This is a genomic window from Ferrigenium kumadai (assembly GCF_018324385.1).
Lineage (GTDB): Bacteria > Pseudomonadota > Gammaproteobacteria > Burkholderiales > Gallionellaceae > Gallionella > Gallionella kumadai.
The window spans coordinates 1388394-1407964 of sequence record NZ_AP019536.1; the positions used below are offsets into that span (position 1 = coordinate 1388394).

Below are 19571 nucleotides of genomic sequence, written 5' to 3' on the forward strand. Positions count from 1 at the left end.
ACTACTCCTCGAAAAAACTATTTAACAACCTTCAATTTCGCCAGAACCGCAAAAGGACTCTTTTCTTCCTTGGGCGCATTCTCGCCATCTGCCGCCTGACAAACACCCGATTCATGCCTGGGGGCGATTGGCAGACTCAACAAAATCTCTTCTTCCAGCAGATTCAGCACATCCATGTGCGTCTCCGCCAGAATGCTGTCGCATTCCTCTTCTTCGTCGTCCAGCTCATCCAGAGCCGCCTGATCGCGCAACATCAGGCGCGCATCGAGACGGACCGGATAATCCATCGCACTCAGGCAGCGCTGGCAACGCAACTGGCACTGCCCGGCGATACCGATATCCAAGAATGGATTACCCTGCTTATCCAGACCTCCGCGCACCGTATAGCTTAAAATCCCCTGCGGGTTCTCCAGCTCATCCAGCAATCGCGGCATCTCGGCGACGGGCACTTCAGCGCTTATTTCCTTGCCGTTTCGGGCAAAATCCAAGGTATCGATGAAAGGCCGTGCGTACATGAGGCGCGCATGATATATTTTTCGACGCTCTCTGTCAAAAATCCTAAGGAATATCCTTGAGTTCTCAGTTGCTTGTCCTCGCCTCCACCTCGATTTACCGCAGCGAACTGCTAAAACGCCTGCAACTCCCCTTCGAAACTGCCGCCCCGGATGTGGACGAAACCCCCTTGCCGGGCGAATCCGCACGCGCCACTTCGCTGCGGCTGGCACAGGAAAAAGCCCGCGCCGTGGCCGCCGCCTATCCCGACGCCCTGATCATCGGCTCGGACCAGGTCGCCCTGCTGGACGGCCAGCAGATCGGCAAGCCGCTCACCCACGACAACGCGGTCCGGCAGCTGCGGGCCATGCGCGGCAAGACCACCACCTTTTATACCGCGCTGGCGCTGCTGAACGGCAAGACCGGCAATATCCAGGCCGAAGTCGCGGAAAACCATGTCACCCTGCGCGACCTCTCCGACGACGAGATCGAAGCCTACCTGCTCAAGGAGCAGCCCTACCACTGCGCGGGCAGCGCAAAATCCGAAGGCTTGGGCATCGCTCTGATGAGCAGCATGACCGGCAACGACCCCAACGCGCTGATCGGCCTGCCCCTTATCCTGCTGTGCGACATGCTGCGCCGCGAAAACGTGAGCCTGTTCTGACATGACAAAAGGCACTCTCTATCTCATCCCCTGCACGCTGGGCGACACTCCGGCCGAACAGGTATTGCCGCAGCACGTCATCGACATCGCGCGCAAGCTGAAACATTACGTGGTGGAACAACCGAAGACCTCGCGCCAGTTCCTCTCAGCACTCAAGCATGAGCAGCCTATCCAGTCGCTGCAATTCGCCACACTCAACGAACACACCCAGGCCAGGGAACTGAACGACCTGCTCGCGCCGCTGCTGGCCGGCGAGGATGTCGGCATCATTTCCGAAGCAGGCTGCCCGGGCATCGCCGACCCGGGCGCCGACCTGGTCAATCTGGCGCACCGCAACGGCATCCGCGTCGTGCCGCTGGTCGGCCCCTCCTCCATCCTGCTGTCGTTGATGGCTTCCGGCCTGAACGGCCAATGCTTCGCCTTTCACGGCTACCTGCCCATCGCGGAAACAGACCGCAAGAAGGCTATCACGACGCTGGAAGCCGAATCAGCCAAGCGGCACCAGACCCAGCTGTTCATCGAGACGCCGTACCGCAACGAAAAGCTGTTCGGCGCCCTGCTGGCCCAGTGCCGCCCGCAGACCCTGCTGTGCGTCGCCAGCGACATCACCCTGCCCGGCGAACAGATCCTGACGCGCAGCATCGCGCAATGGAAAGCCATGCCGCCGCCGCAGTTGAACAAGCGGCCCAGCCTGTTTTTGCTGCTCGCCCGCAGTTGATTTAGTTGCCCTGCGCCCCGCTTTCTGGTATTAAAGCGGACCTTGATTTTTCACCCGTTGGAGAAGTGCAATGCCGGTACAGCCACAAAAATCTGTCGCTCCTTACAAACCGAAGAAGGGCGAGGCCTACATGAATCCGAATCAACTGGAGCATTTCCGCCAGATTCTGAATGGGATCAAGGCTGAGCTTGGCCAGGACATCGACCGCACGGTACACACCATGCAGGATGAAGCGACCGTGTTTGCCGACCCGAACGACCGCGCCACCCAGGAATCTGACATGAGCCTGGAATTGCGCAACCGCGACCGCGAACGCAAGCTGATCAAGAATATCGACAAGATGCTGGCCAGGATCGATGCCGGCGATTACGGCTACTGCGACAAGTGTGGCATCGAGATCGGCCTGAGCCGCCTCGAAGCACGCCCGACCGCCACCCTGTGCATCGACTGCAAGACGCTGGACGAGATCAGGGAAAGGCAAGTAGCGAAATAAAATTTCGCTACTTGCAGACTAACCTTTAGGTTAGTCATAGCCAAAGACAAAAAAGGCCAAGGTTTCCTTGGCCTTTTTTCTTCGGCGCAGATTAATTTGCGCACTGTGCAAGTTATGTCGGGCCCAAAGGCAACAGCAAAGCTGCAATGAAAAAGCCCCGCATCGCGGGGCTTTATTCATTGCAGCAACCGATTCTTACTCGGCCACGGGAGCCTTTTCAGGCGCGGGCAGCAGCGCCTTCATGCTCAACTTCATGCGGCCCTTGTCGTCCACTTCCAGCACCTTGACCTTGACGACCTGGCCTTCCTTGAGGTGGTCGGACACGGCATTGACGCGTTCGTGGGCGATCTGGGAGATATGCAGCAGACCATCCTTGCCCGGCAGCACGTTGACCAAGGCACCGAAGTCGAGCAGCTTGACCACCGGACCTTCGTAGACCTTGCCGACTTCCACTTCGGCCACGATGTCTTCGATACGCTGTTTGGCCAAGTTACCCGCCTCGCCGCTGACGCAGGCGATGGTGATATTGCCGTCGTCGTCGATGTCGATGGTCGTGCCCGTCTCTTCGGTCAGCGCACGGATCACCGATCCGCCCTTGCCGATCACGTCGCGGATCTTCTCGGGATTGATCTTCATCTTGATCATGCGCGGCGCAAATTCGGAAACCTCAGTGCGAGCATCCGGCATCGCCTGCTTCATCAGGCCGAGGATGTGCATGCGGCCTTCGCGCGCCTGGGTCAGCGCAGCCTGCATGATCTCCTTGGTGATGCCGTTGATCTTGATGTCCATCTGCAACGCGGTCACGCCGGTTTCGCTACCGGCCACCTTGAAGTCCATGTCGCCCAGATGATCCTCGTCGCCGAGGATGTCGGTCAGCACCGCGAAACGGTTGCCTTCCTTGATCAGGCCCATCGCGATGCCGGCGACATGCGCCTTCAGCGGCACGCCCGCATCCAGCAGCGACAGACAGCCGCCGCAGACCGAAGCCATGGAGCTGGAGCCGTTCGATTCGGTGATCTCGGACACCACGCGGACCGCGTAGCCAAAATCTTCTTCGCTTGGCAGCACTGCCACCAGCGCGCGCTTGGCGAGACGGCCGTGGCCGATCTCGCGGCGCTTGGGCGAACCCACGCGGCCGGTCTCACCGGTGGAATACGGCGGGAAGTTGTAGTGCAGCATGAAGCGGTCGGTATATTCGCCTTGCAGCGCGTCGATGACCTGCGCATCGCGCATGCTGCCCAGCGTGGCAACCACGATGGCCTGTGTCTCACCGCGGGTGAACAGCGAAGAGCCGTGGACGCGCGGCAGCACGCCGTTGCGGATGGTGATCGGGCGCACGGTGCGGGTGTCGCGGCCGTCGATGCGCGGCTCGCCGCCCAGGATCTGCCCGCGGACAATCCGGGCTTCCAGCGCGCTGAACAGTTCGCCGATCTCGTTCTTGGAGACGCTCTCGAATTCCGGCGTCGCCAATACCTCGGACACCTTGGCGCGAATGGCGTTGACCGCGTCGGTGCGCGCCTGCTTGGAGCGGATCGCATAAGCGGCCTTCAGTTCGCTCTCGGCCAGCGCATTGATCTTGGCGATCAGCGCCTCGTTCTTGGCGGGAGCAACCCAGTCCCATGCCGGCGCGCCGACCGCATCGGCCATCTCGTTGATCGCGTTGATCACGGCCTGCATCTGTTCGTGGCCGTACACCACGGCGCCCAGCATCACTTCCTCGGATAGTTGCTGTGCCTCGGATTCCACCATCAGCACGGCACGGTCGGTGCCGGCGACGACCAGATCCATCTGCGAAGTCTTCAGTTCAGTCGCAGTCGGGTTCAGCAGATACTTGCCGTCAACATAACCGACGCGTGCCGCGCCGATCGGGCCGTCGAACGGGATGCCGGACAGCGCCAGCGCTGCGGATGCGCCGATCATTGCCGGGATGTCGGAGTCGATCTCGGGATCGGAAGACATCACAGTCGCGACGATCTGCACTTCGTTGTAGAAGCTTTCCGGGAACAGCGGACGCAGCGGACGGTCGATCAGGCGGCTGGTCAGGATCTCCTTTTCGCTCGGACGGCCTTCGCGCTTGAAGAAGCCGCCGGGGATCTTGCCCGCGGCATAGGTCTTTTCCTGATAGTCAACGGTCAGGGGGAAAAAGTCCTGCTCCGGCTTCGCATCCTTGCGCCCCACCACGGTGACCAGCACCACGGTGTCGTCCAGGCTGACCATCACTGCGCCGCTGGCCTGACGGGCGATCTCGCCGGTCTCCAGAGTGAGTTGATGATTGCCGTACGCTAGTGTTTTTTTATAGTGACTCAAGATTGTTCCCCCTTATGCATGACGTAACGCGCAATCGCGCCACAGGAAATAGACCAGCCAAAACGACACGGGCCGCATTCGCGACCCGCTTGATACTTGATGCTTACTTACGGATATCCAGGCGCTGGATCAATGCGCGGTACGCCGCATCGTCCTTGCTCTTGAGGTAGTCGAGCAGCTTGCGACGGCGGCTGACCAGGCGCAGCAGGCCGCGGCGGGAGTGGTGATCCTTGGCATTGTCCTTGAAGTGCTCTGTCAGGTAGCTGATACGAGCAGTGATCAGGGCCACTTGCACTTCGGGGGAGCCGGTGTCGCTCTTGGCACGTTGATAGTCAGAAACGATTTGCGCTTTTTGCGCGGCGGTGATTGCCATTGGTTTTACTCTCCTAAAAAAAGTGCGGCATTCTACCCTTGAATGCCACTATTGCTCAACCCCATAATTTTCCGCCAAATTAATCTTGGCGGCCTGTTTTGCCACACTGGATAACAACCGGTCGGGAGCTAGGCGACGGCCTTGCAGCACCCCGACCCCGGCAAAGCCCTGCGGGCCGTGCAGACTGACCTTGCCGTCGGGCAATCCGGCATCCAGGGCCAGCCGCTGCCCCTGCGCCAGACGCTTGACCTGCACGGCATCCAACTGCAGCTGGGGCATACCCGGCATCAGGCTGTCCACCGGCAGCACATGGGCCTCGCGCTGCTCCATGGTCATCGCCTCCAGTTGCGCCATGTCGCAGGCGTCTTTCAGGTAGAAATGGGCGATAGCGGTGCGGCGCAAGGCGATCAGGTGCGCGCCGCAACCGAGCGCCTCGCCGATGTCCTCGGCCAGCGTGCGCACGTAAGTTCCCTTGCTGCAGCGCACGGTGATGTCCATCTCGTTCGCGACGAAGCGGTCCAGCACCAGCTCGTGGATCACTACCTCGCGCGGCTCGCGCTCTATGGTCTCGCCCCTGCGGATGTATTCGTAGAGCGGCTTGCCCTGATGCTTGAGTGCGCTATGCATGGGGGGAAGCTGCAGGATAGTGCCCCGGAATCTCTCCAGCACGGCATCCACATCGGCCTGAACAACATTGACAGGACGTTCGGTAACGATCTCGCCTTCCGCATCGCCGGTGGTCGTGGTCTGCCCCAGGCGCAGCGTCGCGCGATAAGTCTTGTCGGCATCGAGCAAAGCGGTGGAAAACTTGGTCGCCTCGCCGAAACAGACCGGCAACAGACCGGTGGCAAGCGGATCAAGCGTGCCGGTATGGCCGGCCTTCTCGGACTGGAACAGGCGGCGAACTTTCTGGAGTGCGGTGTTGGAGCTCAGTTCCAGCGGTTTGTCGAACAACAGCACGCCATCCAGCGGGCGGAAATTACGCGCCATCGGGGAGTCAGGATTCGTCAGAGTGTTGCTTGTCGCTGGCGACGGCCTGGTCGATGAGTTGCGACAGATGGCTGCCGCGTTCGACCGAAGCGTCGTAGACGAAGTGCAATTGCGGCATGATGCGCAGCTTCAGGCTGCGAGCCAGCTGGCTGCGCAGGAAACCACCGGCGCGTTCCAGCCCCTGCTGCGCTTCCTCGTGCTTGCCGTCCAGCCGAGTGAAGAACACCTTGGCATGCGAGTAATCGTTGGCCACTTCGACCCCGGTGATGGTCACCAGGCGCACGCGCGGATCGTTGATCTCGAGCCGCACCAGCTCGGCCAGCTCGCGCTGGATCTGCTGGGCGACACGGTCGGTTCTGGCGAAGTTCGACATCAGAGTGCGCGCGCGACCTCGACGATCTCATACACCTCTAGCTTGTCGCCCACCACGAGATCGTTGTAGTTCTTCAGGGACAGGCCGCATTCGAAGTTCGACTTCACTTCCTTCACGTCGTCCTTGAATCGCTTCAGGGAATCCAGCTCGCCGTCGTGGATCACCACGTTGTTGCGCAGCACACGCACCTTCGCACCGCGTTTCACCATGCCTTCCAGCACGTAACAGCCCGCGATGGTACCGATCTTGGAAACGGTGAACACCTGGCGAACCTCGACCATGCCAAGGATGACTTCCTTCTTCTCGGGAGCCAGCATGCCGGACAGCGCCGCCTTGATCTCGTCGACCATGGCGTAAATGATGTTGTAGTAGCGGATGTCCACGCCCGCGGATTCGGCCAGCTTGCGCGCGGCCGCGTCGGCACGGGTGTTGAAGCCGATCACGATCGCCTTGGATGCGAGCGCCAGATTGATGTCGGACTCGCTGATCGCACCCACGCCGCCATGGATCAGGTTGACCTTGACCTCGCTGGTGGAGAGCTTCTGCAGCGATTGTGCGATCGCTTCGGCAGAACCCTGCACATCGGATTTCACGATCAGCGACAAGGTACGCACTTCGCCCTCGGCCATCTGTTCGAACATATTTTCCAGTTTCGCCGCCTGCTGCTTCGCCAGCTTCACGCCGCGGTACTTGCCCTGACGGAACAAGGCGATCTCGCGCGCCCGCTTTTCGTCTGCCATGACCAGCAGTTCTTCGCCGGCGGCAGGCACTTCGGACAAGCCCTGGATTTCGACCGGAATGGACGGACCCGCTTCGCCGACGGCCTTGCCGTTCTCGTCCAGCATGGCGCGCACGCGACCGAACACCGATCCGACCAGCACGGCATCGCCGCGCTTCATGGTGCCGGACTGCACCAGCACGGTAGCGACCGGGCCCTTGCCCTTATCGAGACGCGCTTCGATCACCAACCCCTTGGCATGCGTCGCACGCGGCGCCTTCAGCTCCAGCACTTCGGCTTGCAACAGCACGCCTTCGAGCAACTGATCGATGCCCTGACCGGACTTGGAGGAAACTTCGACGAACATCACGTCGCCGCCCCAGTCTTCCGGTACCACGCCTTCGGTCACCAGCTCCTGCTTGACGCGCTCGGAATTGGCATCGGGTTTGTCGATCTTGGTCACTGCCACCACGATGGGCACATTACCTGCCCTGGCATGGTGAATCGCTTCCTTGGTCTGCGGCATCACGCCGTCGTCGGCAGCCACCACCAGGATCACGATATCGGTCGCCTTGGCGCCGCGTGCACGCATTGCGGTGAACGCCTCGTGACCCGGCGTATCGAGGAAAGTAATCATGCCGCGCGGCGTATCGACGTGATACGCGCCGATGTGCTGGGTAATACCGCCGGCTTCGCCGGAAGCCACGCGGGTACGGCGGATATAGTCGAGCAGCGAGGTCTTGCCGTGGTCGACGTGACCCATCACGGTAACGACCGGAGCGCGCGGCTCCAGCGGCACATCCTTGTGTTCGGCCTCTTCAGCAAGGTAGGCGTCCGGCTCATCCACCTTGGCCGGCTTGGCGACATGCCCCATTTCCTCGACCACGATCATTGCGGTTTCCTGGTCAAGCACCTGGTTGATGGTCACCATCGAACCCAGCTTCATCAATACCTTGATGATCTCTGCAGCCTTGACGGCCATCTTCTGCGCCAGTTCGGCGACGGTGATGGTCTCGGGTACCGCAACTTCGCGCACGATCGGCTCGGTCGGCAAGGAGAATGCGTGGGTCGGCTCCGCCGCCTGCTTGTGATTATGCTTGTCGTGGCGCGGCGCACGCACCGGGGTAGCCCAGGAACCGGTCTTTTCGCCGGCCTTGGCCGGAGCACGCTTCTTCTGCCCCTTGTCCTCCCATGGGGTTGTCTTGGCCTCGACCTTGGCTTTCTTGACGGGCTTCTCCACCTTGTCGCCAGGCTTGAGTGTCGGCTTGTGCAAGGTGCCCTCCGCCAGATCCGGCGCTGGTGCAGCGACAGCGGGTGCTGGTGCGGGCGCGGCAACCGGCGCGACTTCCTCGACCTTCTTGGCAACGACCTGAGGCTCCGGCTCTGCAGCCTTGACTGTCTTGCGCTTGCTGCGTTCCTGCTTGGCCTGCAACTCGGCAGCCTGGCGTGCCGCCAACTCTGCCTGCAAACGCGCTTCCTGTTCGCGTGCCGCCAGCTCCTGTTCATCCAGTACCTTCGCGGGCTCGACCTTGGGTGCTTCAGCAGCCGGAGCGACGGACTCAGCCCCTGCCACCGGCGCTACCACGCGGCGCTTGCGCACTTCCACCTGGATGGTGCGCGCGCGACCGGAACTGTCGGCCTTCTTGATCTCCGTGGTCTCACGGCGGGTCAGCGTGATCTTCTTGGCGGGCTTTTCCGCACCGTGCGCCTGACGCAAGTGCTCCAGCAATTGCGCCTTGTCCGTCTCGGAGATCGAGTCAGACTCCTGCTCCTTGCTGACGCCTGACGCCTTCAACTGCTCCAGCAGCAAGGCAACCGGCAATCCCAGTTCCGTCGCAAATTGCGCTACGTTCATTTTTCCCATTACTGTCCTCTAAAAACCGCCGATTTATGCAAACCAGGGTGCGCGTGCCGCCATGATCAGGGCATTGGCGCGTTCGCCGTCCATACCGGAAAGCTCGACCAATTCGTCCACATCCAGATCCGCCAGTTGTTCCTGCGTAGTTACACCTTTGGATGCCAGGGTGCGCGCCGTCTGCTCGTCCATGCCATCCAGTTTGAGCAAGTCTTCGATGCCATGTTCCACTTTCTCTTCGCTGGCGATCGCCGCCGTCAGCAGCGAATTGCGTGCGCGGCTGCGCAACTCGTTCACTGTCGCTTCGTCGAACGATTCGATCTCCAGCATCTCTTCCAGCGGCACATAAGCCACTTCTTCCAGGGTATTGAAACCTTCCTGCACCAGGATGTCGGCGACTTCCTCGTCCACGTCAAGCTTTTCCATGAACATCGCGCGGATCTTGGAGAACTCTTCAGCATGCTTCTCGCTGGATTGTTCCACCGTCATGATGTTGAGTTCCCAACCGGTCATCTCGCTGGCCAGGCGCACGTTCTGGCCACCGCGACCGATCGCCTGAGCCAGGTTCTCTTCCTCGACCACCACGTCCATGCTGTGCTTTTCCTCGTCCACCACGATGCTGCTCACTTCGGCAGGAGCCAGCGCGTTGATGACGTAGGTCGCGGGATCTTCGGACCACAGGATGATATCGACGCGTTCGCCCGCGAGTTCGTTGGTGACGCCCTGCACGCGGGAACCGCGCATGCCGACGCAGGTGCCGATCGGATCGATACGCGAGTCATGCGACAGCACCGCGATCTTGGCGCGCGAACCGGGATCGCGAGCGGCGCTGACGATCTCCAGCAGTTTTTCTTCGATCTCCGGCACTTCCAGCTCGAACAGCTTCACCAGCAGTTCATTGGAAGTACGCGACAGGATCACTTGCGGACCGCGGGCGCTGCGATCGACGCGCAACAGGTGTGCCTTGACGCGATCACCGACGCGCAGGTTCTCCTTGGGGATCATCTGATCGCGCGGCAGCAACGCCTCGATCTTGCCGAATTCGATGAGTGCATTGCCGCGCTCCAGGCGCTTCACCGTGCCGGAGACCAGGTGTTCCTTGCGATCCATGAAATCGGCCAACACCTGCTCGCGCTCGGCATCGCGGATCTTCTGGAAGATCACCTGCTTCGCAGCCTGCGCGCCGATACGACCGAAGTCGACGTTCTCCAGTTGCTCTTCGATGAATTCGCCGAGCTGGATACCGGAATCGCGCTTCTGCGCCTCTTCCAGCTTGATGTGCAGATCGGGGGTCTCGAACGTCTCGTCGTCCATCACTTCCCAGCGGCGGAAAGACTCATACTCACCGGTATTGCGATCGATAGCGACGCGCACATCGGCCTCATCCTCGAAGCGCTTCTTGGTCGCCGAAGCCAACGCAGACTCCAACGCCCCGAACACGACTTCCTTGTCCACGTTCTTCTCACGCGACAGCGCATCCACCAACAACAAGATTTCACGACTCATACCATTCTCCGGCTAATTACCCGCCCGTCCCGGCGGGGACGGACACCAAAAACTAAAATGTCGGCACCAGACGTGCCTTATCCAAATTCGACAGCTCGATCGCAACCTGACTGCCGTCCACATCCAACTGCAACACCCCGTCACTCACCGCACCGATCACGCCGACGAAATTCTTGCGCCCCGCCAGCGGCATGCGCAGCTTCAGCTGCGCCTTCTGCCCGGCGAAACGTACAAAGTCCGCTTCCTTCTTCAGCGGCCTATCCAGCCCCGGCGAAGACACTTCGAGGCGGTCGTAATCCACATTCTCGACCAGGAACAGGCGCGTAAGCTGATTGCTCACCGTCTGACAGTCATCTACCGAGATGCCTTCCGGCTTGTCGATGAACACGCGCAGCATTCCGCGGCCGGAGCGCTCAAAGTCCACCAGCTCATAACCCAAGCCATTTACCGTCGTTTCGACCAGCTTCACCACATCCATTTTCGGGCCCACAAATAAAAAACGGGCTCGAGGCCCATCACAAAACGCGGCGCATTGTAGCAAATCTCGCCATTGAATGGAAATTTGATTGAGGGCACGAAAAAAAACGGCATGCGTGGAACACCCCTCCGCAGCCGTTTGTTCTCGCGCAAAGGGAATGAACCTAGAATCCGTCCTGATAACACACCGTGATCGGGTAGCGCCAATCCTTGCCGTAGCTGCGCTCCGTGATGCGGATGCCCACCGCGGACTGGCGGCGTTTGTATTCGCTGATGCGGATCAACCGTACCACGCGCCGGACATCGGCCTCATCGTAGCCGCGGGCGATTATCTCGGGAACGGAAAGGTTCTGCTCGACATAGCAGGCCATGATGGCATCCAGCACCTCGTAGGGCGGCAGGCTGTCCTGGTCGGTCTGGTCCGCGCGCAACTCGGCGCTGGGCGGACGGATGATGATGCGCTCGGGAATCACCTGCCCCAACGTGTTGCGGTAACGCGCCAGGCGGTACACCAGCATCTTGCCGACGTCCTTCAGCACGGCGAAGCCGCCAGCCATATCGCCATACAGCGTGGCGTAACCGACGGTCATCTCGGATTTGTTGCCGGTGGTCAGCACCAGCGAACCGAACTTGTTCGACAGGGCCATCAGCAAGGTGCCTCGGATGCGCGCCTGCAGGTTCTCTTCCGTGGTATCCGCCTCGCACCCCACAAAGGCATCATGCAAGGTGGCCAGATAACTCTGGAACATCGGTTCGATGGAGAACTCGTCATAGCGCACCCCGAGCGTTTTCACCATTTCGCGCGAATCATCCAGGCTGATCTGCGCGGTATAAGGCGAAGGCATCATCACCGCATGAACCTTGTCCGCCCCCAGCGCATCCACCGCGACCGCCAGAGTCAGCGCCGAATCGATGCCACCGGACAAACCCAGCAGTACACCGGGGAAGCGATTCTTGACTATGTAATCGCGCACGCCGACGCACAGCGCGCGGTAGACCTCGGCCTCCTCGCTCATTGGCTCCGCCATTTCGCCGACAGGACGCAAATCCTGCCCCATTTCCAGCAACATCAGGGACTCATCGAAGCGCGACCCCTGCGCGGTCAGGGTGCCGCTGCCATCCATGGCGAACGACCCACCATCGAACACCAGTTCATCCTGACCGCCGACCAGGTTGGCATACACCACGGACATGCCGGTTTCCGAAATGCGGTCGCGAATGACCCCGTAGCGCGCCTCCTGCTTTTCCAGAGCATAAGGAGATGCATTGGGGACCAGCAACACTTGTGCGCCCGCCTCGCGTGCGAGGCTGGCAGTCCCCGGCTCCCAGATGTCGGCGCAGATATTCACGCCGAAGCGGACCCCCTCGATCTCAAAGACACAGGGCATACCGCCATGATCGAAATAACGTTCCTCGTCGAACACCGAGTAATTCGGCAGCAAGCGCTTGTGGTAAGTCGCCTCCACCTTGCCGTCACGGAGCAGCGAGGCCGCGTTATAGCGTTTCCCGCCATGCTCGTGCGGATGCCCGACCACCACGGCGATGCCGGAGATCTTCCCGGCCAACTCGCCCAACGCCTGCGCGCACGCATGATTGAAACCATCGCGCAGCAGCAAGTCTTCCGGCGGATAGCCGCACAATGCCAGTTCAGGCGCAAGCAGCAGCTGAGCGCCCTGCTCCCTGGCTTGCTCGGCGTAGCTCAGGATCTTGGCGGCATTCCCCGCCAGATCGCCCACCGTACTGTTGATTTGTGCGATTGCCAGCTTCATGGTCGAACTTAAAAAGTTGAAGGTGCGCATCTTACCATCGCGATATTCAGGCAACAAAAAAGCGGGCTGTCGCCAGCCCGCTCTTCCGTGAGTTACGCGGTTGCCTTATTCAGTCACACGCACCTTCTTCTCTTCCTTCAGCACCGAACGGATCTCGACGCGACGGTTCTGCGCGCGACCTTCGGTGGTCTTGTTGTCAGCCACGGGCTGATCGAAGCCATAACCCTTGGTGGTGATACGCGAGGCGACCACCCCCTTCTTGACCAGGTAGGTCTTTACCGAGGCTGCGCGGCGCTCGGACAGCTTCTGGTTATATGCCTTGGAGCCGCGATTATCGGTATGGCCGGTCACATCCAGTCGCGCATCCTTGTACTTGTTCGCGAATTCGACCACTTCATTCAGCTTCTGGAAGGACGTGCTGCGCAGCTTGGCCGAGTTGGTATCGAAGTTCGCGCCTTCGATACGAACCGGCTTGTCTTCCAGCAATGTCTTCCATGTTTCCTTGACCGGCGCAGGTGCCGCAACAGGAGCAGCCTTAGGCTCTTCCTTAACTGCTACCGGCGCAGCCACCGGAGCCGGCGCAGCGGCAGTCCCACCAAAGTAGTAGTTGATACCGAGGCTGAGGTTATTGTTGTTCAGCTTGGTCGCGCCGGACTTGCCGCTGCCGCCGGTATACTCGCCCAACACGCTCCAGTTGGGAGCGAACTTGTATTCCACGCCCACACCATAATGAACGGCGCTGCCGCCGATCGCGCTGGCCGCGCCGTTGCCACCGGTGTGCGCATAACCCAGTTTGGCGTAGGGCAACCACTTGTCGGCCGGCAGACCCAGCTTGGCATCCAGGCCATAGACGGTGCTGCCGTAATTGACGGCGCCGGGGTTGTGAGTCTTCTTGCTATTGGAATCGGCGAAGCCATCCACACCCAGAAGGAAGCCACCCATGTTCCAGTTGTAGCCGCCCTCGATGCCGTAGCCGGTCGCTCTCTGGGTATCCACCCCAGTCATGCTGGAACTGTTGGAACCGACCTTGCCGCCAATCCAGCCGCCGTCGAATTCACTCGCCTGTGCTGCAGTCATGCCCAACAGTGCTGCCGTCAACGCGATACGCATGCCAGTTTTCTTCATCTTTTTCTCCTTGGTGTACATCGATCGATTAACTAAAGAACGGCTGGATTGTATCCAACTTTGCCCGCTCCCAAGCCTTTGTTGCAAAAAAACAACTATGCAACTTTACCTACTTATTCGCGCAACAGACGAACATCGGCAGACGTCTCATCCCGTGACAACTCGACCAGCTTTGGCGGCAATTGCTTGGTGGGTTTGACGCCCAGTTCCTTCAGCATTTCCGCCTGACGGATGACGTTGCCGCGCCCATTGGCGAATTTGTTCAGCGCGCCATCGTAGGAACGCTTTGCCTGCTCCAGTTTATCGCCCAAGTTCTCCAGGTCTCCGACAAAGCCGACCAGCTTGTCGTAGAGTTCGGCGCCGCGGCTGGCGATATCCTGCGCATTGCGATTCTGCTGCTCCTGTCGCCACAGGTGCGCCACGGTGCGCACCACGAATAGCAAAGTGCTGGGGCTGACCAGCAGCACGTTCTTCTTCCAGGCGTCGTGCCACAACTCGCTGTCGTGGGATATTGCCAGCATGAAGGCCGGCTCCACCGGGATGAACATCAGCACGAAATCGAGCGACTTCAGGCTGTAAAGCTGCTGGTAATTCTTTTCCGACAGCTCTTTGATATGCGCGCGCACCGAATCCAGATGTCGTCTCAGCGCGACTTCACGCCGCTGCTCGGATTCCGCATTCGCATGCTCCTCGTAGGCCGTCAGTGACACCTTGGCATCGACGATCAGATGCCGCTCTTCCGGCAGATGCACCACCACGTCCGGCTGCGCACGCGTACCGTCCGCGCGGGTATGGCTTTCCTGCACATCGTATTCGTAGCCCTTGCGAAGGCCGGATGCCTCCAGCACCCGCTCCAGGATCAGCTCGCCCCAGTTTCCCTGCGCCTTGGCTTGGCCTTTAAGCGCGCTGGTGAGGTTGTGCGCATCCTTCGATAGCTGATTGTTCAGCGACATCAGTTGCTTGACCTGCTCGGCCAGCGCGGAACGGTCCTTGCCCTCCTGCACATAGACCTCCTCCACCTTGCCCTGGAACTCGGTGATCTTGATCTTGAGCGGCTCCAGCAACTGGTTGAGATTGGTCTGGTTCTGCTCAGTGAAACGCTTGGTCTTGTCTTCCAGTATCTCGCCGGCCAGCGTCTTGAAGCGGTCGGACAACTGCTCTTCGGCACGCGTCAGCAACTGCAGCTTTTCCTGAGTCTGGGTACGTTCCGCTTCGAGCGTCGTGTTCAGTTCGGCGACCTGGGTGCTCAAGCGCTGCCTCTCTGCGGTGAGTTGGTCGCGCAATGCGGCCAGCTCGTCCTTCTCGCGCCTGAGCGTCGCTATGTGTTCAAGCTGTCCGGCGACCGTCGATTCCGCCGCGCCCAGCTTCTCGCGCAGACCGCCAAGTTCCTGCTCCAGCTTTTGACCGATAACCTCGGCGGCGGCATGTTCCGCCGACAATCGCCGCGCATCCTCCTGCGCCGCGCTCAGCCGCTCACCGAGTCGCGCCAGTTCGATCTGGCTTTCGGCCTTTGCTTGCGCCACAGCGGATGCCATGCGCTCGCGCTGGATCAGCCGGAATACGGCAGCACCGGCCAGCAAGCCGACGAATAAAGAAACGAGAATGCTGCCCAATTGCTCCATGCGTACCGACTCCCCCAAATTGAGTTGCAGTATAAATCAACCGACCTGTGCAAATAAAAAGGGATGCCTGCGCATCCCTTTTTTACTTCAAGCCAACCGGCGAATTACAAACCGCGAGCTTGGCGCTTGCGCTCGTTTTCCGTCAGGTAACGTTTACGGATCCGGATGGATTGCGGAGTGAGTTCGACCAGCTCATCGTCGTCGATGAACTCGACTGCGGACTCCAGCGTCAGGCGGATCGGCGGGGTCAGGCGGACGGCCTCGTCGGTGCCGGAGGCGCGTACGTTGGTCAGCTTCTTGCCCTTGATCGGGTTGACGATCAGATCGTTGTCGCGACTGTGGATGCCGATGACCATACCTTCGTACAACTTATCGCCGGGAGACACGAACATGCGGCCGCGATCTTCCAGGTTCCACAGCGCATAGGCCACGGCCTCGCCGTTTTCTGCCGAGATCAACACGCCGTTGTGGCGCCCCGGCAGGTCGGCCTTGACCGGACCATAGTCGTCAAACACGTGGCCGATCAGGCCGGTGCCGCGAGTCATGGTCATGAAGTCGGACTGGAAGCCGATCAGGCCGCGCGCCGGAATGTGGTATTCCAGGCGGGTACGTCCCTGGCCGTCGGATTCCATGTTGGTCAGCTCGCCGCGGCGGCGACCGATCTCTTCCATGACCGCGCCCTGATGGCCGTCTTCAAGGTCGATCGACAGGTTTTCGTACGGCTCGCACTTCTCGCCGTTGATGTCCTTGTAAACCACGCGCGGCTTGGCCACCGCCATTTCGAAGCCTTCGCGGCGCATGTTTTCCAGCAGGATGGTCAGGTGCAGTTCGCCGCGGCCGGAGACGCGGAATACGTCGGCGTCTTCGGTATCTTCCACGCGCAGCGCGACGTTGGTCAGCAACTCCTTGTTCAGGCGGTCGCGGATCTGGCGACTGGTGACGAACTTGCCTTCGGTGCCGGCCAGCGGCGAGGTGTTCACCATGAAGTCCATGGTCAGCGTCGGCTCGTCCACCGTCAGCATCGGCAGGCCGACCGGATTGTCCTTGTCGCAGATGGTCACGCCGATACCGATCTCTTCCAGACCGGAGATGATGATGATGTCACCCGCTTCGGCGCCATCGACCGGCACGCGATCCAGCCCTTGGAAGCCCAGCACCTGGTTGATACGGCCCGAGCCCACCTGCTCTTCGTGGTTCATCACCACGACTTGCTGGCCCGGCTTGATGCGACCGTTCAACACGCGACCGACACCGAGGCGACCGGTGAACGTCGAGTAGTCAAGCGCGGCCAGTTGCAATTGCAGCGGCGCATCCGGGCTGCCCGGCGGGGTCGGAACATGCGCGAGCACGGTCTCGAACAGCGGCTTCATGTCGTTGGCAGAACCGCCTTGGGAAGGCGCATCCTTCAGATCCAGGCAAGCCCAGCCGTTCAGGCCGGATGCATAGATGATGGGGAAGTCGAGCTGCTCGTCGGTCGCGCCCAGCTTGTCGAACAGGTCGAAAGTCTGGTTCACCACCCAATCCGGACGCGCGCCGGGACGATCGACCTTGTTGATCACGACGATGGGCTTCAAGCCCAGGGCCAGCGCCTTCTTGGTCACGAAGCGGGTCTGCGGCATCGGGCCTTCGACCGCATCCACCAGCAGCAGCACGCCGTTCACCATGCCCAGCACGCGCTCCACCTCGCCGCCGAAGTCGGCGTGTCCCGGTGTGTCGACGATGTTGATGTGATATTCGCCGTACTTGATCGCGGTGTTCTTCGCGAGAATGGTGATGCCGCGCTCTTTTTCGAGATCGTTGCTGTCCATCACGCGATTGTCCACCTTCTGGTTCTCGCGGAAGGTACCGGACTGGCGGAGGAGTTGGTCAACCAGCGTGGTCTTGCCGTGGTCAACGTGGGCGATGATGGCGATATTGCGGAGGGCGCGGGACATGGAATAACTACCTGCAAAGTTCAAAGGGCGCGCATTCTATCACAACGGGCGCACATATCCCGCATAGGAAAAAATAGCAACAAGAAATCAGGGACAAACGCCGACCCGCATTATCCGAGCCGGCAGTCGCACCACGCATCAGTTACCGCTCAGAAGCTGGAGCACTGCATGAAGCCCGGCTGATTGATGCAAGTTGTCGTCAACGGGTATCCCCGCTGGTAGACGTCCCGCGTGTCCAGCCGCAATATGCAGTCCCGCCACTGGTCGGAGTTCCACTTGTAACCAAGCTTTTCGCAGGCGGGGCCATAAACCACGATCATTTCGTTGACTTGGCGCTGCATCTGGACCGCCCTTTCAGCCGGCGTCGCACAACCCGCCAATACCGCGGCGGCGATTAGATATAGGAAGATACGCATGGCAACCTCCTTTCGCAGAGTCCATTCGACTGCGAGAGGAAGAGTTGGTTCGTTCGAAGACCGGCGTCAGAACTCCTTGCCGACCTCGCCCCATGCCCGGGTCGAAGCGGTACCCCCCACCAGCGCCGGTGCCGAACCTAGGCGTGAGGCAACGTACGCTTTGGCATGCCACCGGTCAGGACCGATCCAGTTGATCCCCACCCCTGCGCCGGTCAGGGTCGCGCTATTGGTTCCCGCGACCCAAGGCTTCTTGTTGACCGTGACATGCGCGCTATCGATGAAGGCCAATGCCTGCCACTGACCGTACCCGGTTTTGCCGAAATCGTGACGGAGTTCGGCGGTTGCCGTATAGCCGGTATCGCCCGACGCCGCACCCATGTCGTAAGCCCGCACCGTATAGGGGCCGCCTACGGTCATTTTCTCGGCCGAATCCAGATTGGTGTTCGCCCCTTGGGCCGCCGCGGTGAAATAAAGTGCGTTCGTTGCCGACAGCGCTTGCAGGCGGGAGAAGTTCGCATTCCATTTCGAGAAGCTGCCCTGCGTTTTCGCCGTTCCCGCATCGGCAGCCTGCGCCGCGGCATCGTCGAAGCCTACGCGCCCCGATGTCCAGCCCAGGCTCCAGGTATTGACGCCGCCGGACATAAGCGCATCGCGCAAGTCTCCGCTCAGGCTGAGTACCCAGTTACCAAGGTGTCGATCGGTCCGGATCGCGCTTGCATCGATGCGGTCGCGCAACTGCTTTTGGTCGTACTGGAGTTGACCGTAAAGATTGACATCCCGACTGCGCACGAAAGGATGCTTCGCCCATAGACTGCCTACCTGCGCGGTGCCGTGACTGTTGAGCGGCGCCAGGGTGTCGCCCAGGATGTAGCGCACCGCCGAATATGCTCCACCCATACGGGTACCCTGCCCGTTCAGCAGCGACTCGTAACTGACGCGAGCATAATCCAGCCCCCTTCCGGAGCTGAGGGCGCTCAGGCTTAGAACGTCGCCTTGATGCAGCGGGTCGATGAAGTTTACCGATCCCACGGCACGCACTTTCCCGGTATAGCGGTTGCCATAGTTGTCCAGTCCCACATTTCCGGTAACCGCAGCGGTTGGCTCAGCTTCCACCTGAAGGTTCGAGGTGCCTACGGCCTCGCCGGGTTTCAATGTCGCGTTGACCTCGACTCCCGGGATGTCCGAGAGCAGCAGCAGTGCATGATCCATTTCCTTCTGGCCGACGACCTGCCCGCTCTGCAAGGGGGAGAGCGTGTCCTGCAGTAGCCCATCGTTCACCCGGCTGCGGTTGTCGAGATTGATCTTGCCGTAACGCGCCTCGATGACTTCGATGTTCAGCACACCGTCGCGGATCGTCTGCGCCGGAATGATCGCCCGGGCCAGCGGATAGCCGTGGCTTTGGTAGAAATCGGTGATGCGGGCAGCCAGATCATTCAGCTGGGAAAGGTCGAGACTCTTGCCCTCTCCTTCTGCCACCAGCGCATGCAGGGTCGCCGTATCGAACAGGGTATTGCCCGTGATCCTGATGGTCTTCACTTCGAACGGCGCGGAGGGAGGCAGCTTGACGCCGCCTTGCGATTCGATCTTGAGCCCCGTTCCGCTGGACGACGGCGCAGGAGGAACGGCAGGCTTGATCTCCTGCAGGATAGTCCCCGCGTTTGGCGCGGCCGGGCCTGCCGCCTGGACGGCGAGAGGGGAAAGCAGCAGCGCTGCCAATAACGGTTTCATAACGAAGTGCT

17 protein-coding genes are annotated in these 19571 nt (G+C 60.6%); 3 read left to right on the top strand and 14 right to left on the bottom strand.

All coding sequences use genetic code 11. The features are described 5' to 3' along the window. Positions 1-17: 17 nt before the first annotated feature. Entirely contained in the window at positions 18-515 is a 498-nt protein-coding gene (locus FGKAn22_RS06660; protein WP_212784848.1) for a YceD family protein, read from the bottom strand. A 56-nt stretch (positions 516-571) separates the two neighbouring features. On the opposite strand from FGKAn22_RS06660, the gene FGKAn22_RS06665 reads away from it, so the two are divergent. The 3 genes from FGKAn22_RS06665 (at position 572) to dksA (ending at position 2367) form a co-directional block, all read left to right on the top strand. Further along, positions 572-1156 carry a Maf family protein gene (locus FGKAn22_RS06665; RefSeq protein ID WP_246487352.1) on the top strand — a complete coding sequence of 195 codons (585 nt, stop codon included), beginning with the start codon at positions 572-574 and terminating at the stop codon, positions 1154-1156. A gap of 1 nt (position 1157) precedes the next feature. Beyond that, entirely contained in the window at positions 1158-1874 is a 717-nt protein-coding gene (locus tag FGKAn22_RS06670; RefSeq protein WP_212784849.1) for an SAM-dependent methyltransferase, read from the top strand. 70 nt (positions 1875-1944) lie between these two features. After that, positions 1945-2367, top strand: a complete 423-nt coding sequence (dksA, locus tag FGKAn22_RS06675) for an RNA polymerase-binding protein DksA (RefSeq protein ID WP_212784850.1) — start codon at positions 1945-1947, stop codon at positions 2365-2367. Positions 2368-2562: 195 nt separating this feature from the next. Here dksA and pnp read toward each other — a convergent pair whose 3' ends face one another. From pnp to FGKAn22_RS06740, 13 genes are all read right to left on the bottom strand, one after another. Next, positions 2563-4674, bottom strand: a complete 2112-nt coding sequence (gene pnp, locus FGKAn22_RS06680) for a polyribonucleotide nucleotidyltransferase (RefSeq protein WP_212784851.1) — start codon at positions 4672-4674, stop codon at positions 2563-2565. Positions 4675-4777: 103 nt separating this feature from the next. Further along, positions 4778-5047: a 30S ribosomal protein S15 gene (gene rpsO, locus FGKAn22_RS06685; protein WP_212784852.1), complete on the bottom strand. Its 270-nt coding sequence runs from the start codon at positions 5045-5047 to the stop codon at positions 4778-4780. Between the two features lie 48 nt (positions 5048-5095). Then, positions 5096-6037, bottom strand: a complete 942-nt coding sequence (gene truB, locus FGKAn22_RS06690; RefSeq protein WP_212784853.1) for a tRNA pseudouridine(55) synthase TruB — start codon at positions 6035-6037, stop codon at positions 5096-5098. Between the two features lie 7 nt (positions 6038-6044). Further along, positions 6045-6410, bottom strand: a complete 366-nt coding sequence (gene rbfA / locus FGKAn22_RS06695) for a 30S ribosome-binding factor RbfA (protein ID WP_212784854.1) — start codon at positions 6408-6410, stop codon at positions 6045-6047. Further along, a complete protein-coding gene (gene infB, locus FGKAn22_RS06700) occupies positions 6410-8992 on the bottom strand; it encodes a translation initiation factor IF-2 (RefSeq protein ID WP_212784855.1) in 2583 nt (860 codons plus the stop codon). The genes rbfA and infB overlap by 1 nt, the downstream gene beginning before the upstream one ends. A 24-nt stretch (positions 8993-9016) precedes the next feature. Then, complete coding sequence (gene nusA / locus FGKAn22_RS06705) at positions 9017-10489, bottom strand: transcription termination factor NusA (RefSeq protein ID WP_212784856.1); 1473 nt, start codon at positions 10487-10489, stop codon at positions 9017-9019. A 52-nt stretch (positions 10490-10541) separates the two neighbouring features. Next, the gene (gene rimP, locus FGKAn22_RS06710; RefSeq protein WP_212787175.1) at positions 10542-10967 is read right to left on the bottom strand and encodes a ribosome maturation factor RimP; all 426 of its coding nucleotides are present in this window, start codon (positions 10965-10967) and stop codon (positions 10542-10544) included. Between the two features lie 163 nt (positions 10968-11130). Next, entirely contained in the window at positions 11131-12735 is a 1605-nt protein-coding gene (locus FGKAn22_RS06715; protein ID WP_212784857.1) for an NAD+ synthase, read from the bottom strand. Between the two features lie 105 nt (positions 12736-12840). Next, entirely contained in the window at positions 12841-13860 is a 1020-nt protein-coding gene (locus tag FGKAn22_RS06720; RefSeq protein WP_212784858.1) for an OmpA family protein, read from the bottom strand. 113 nt (positions 13861-13973) lie between these two features. Continuing rightward, complete coding sequence (locus FGKAn22_RS06725; protein WP_212784859.1) at positions 13974-15482, bottom strand: DNA recombination protein RmuC; 1509 nt, start codon at positions 15480-15482, stop codon at positions 13974-13976. A 104-nt stretch (positions 15483-15586) separates the two neighbouring features. Next, positions 15587-17416, bottom strand: a complete 1830-nt coding sequence (gene typA, locus FGKAn22_RS06730; protein ID WP_212784860.1) for a translational GTPase TypA — start codon at positions 17414-17416, stop codon at positions 15587-15589. Positions 17417-17565: 149 nt separating this feature from the next. Continuing rightward, the gene (locus FGKAn22_RS06735; protein ID WP_212784861.1) at positions 17566-17832 is read right to left on the bottom strand and encodes a hypothetical protein; all 267 of its coding nucleotides are present in this window, start codon (positions 17830-17832) and stop codon (positions 17566-17568) included. A gap of 66 nt (positions 17833-17898) precedes the next feature. Further along, a complete protein-coding gene (locus FGKAn22_RS06740) occupies positions 17899-19560 on the bottom strand; it encodes a ShlB/FhaC/HecB family hemolysin secretion/activation protein (protein WP_212784862.1) in 1662 nt (553 codons plus the stop codon). Positions 19561-19571: the final 11 nt, after the last annotated feature.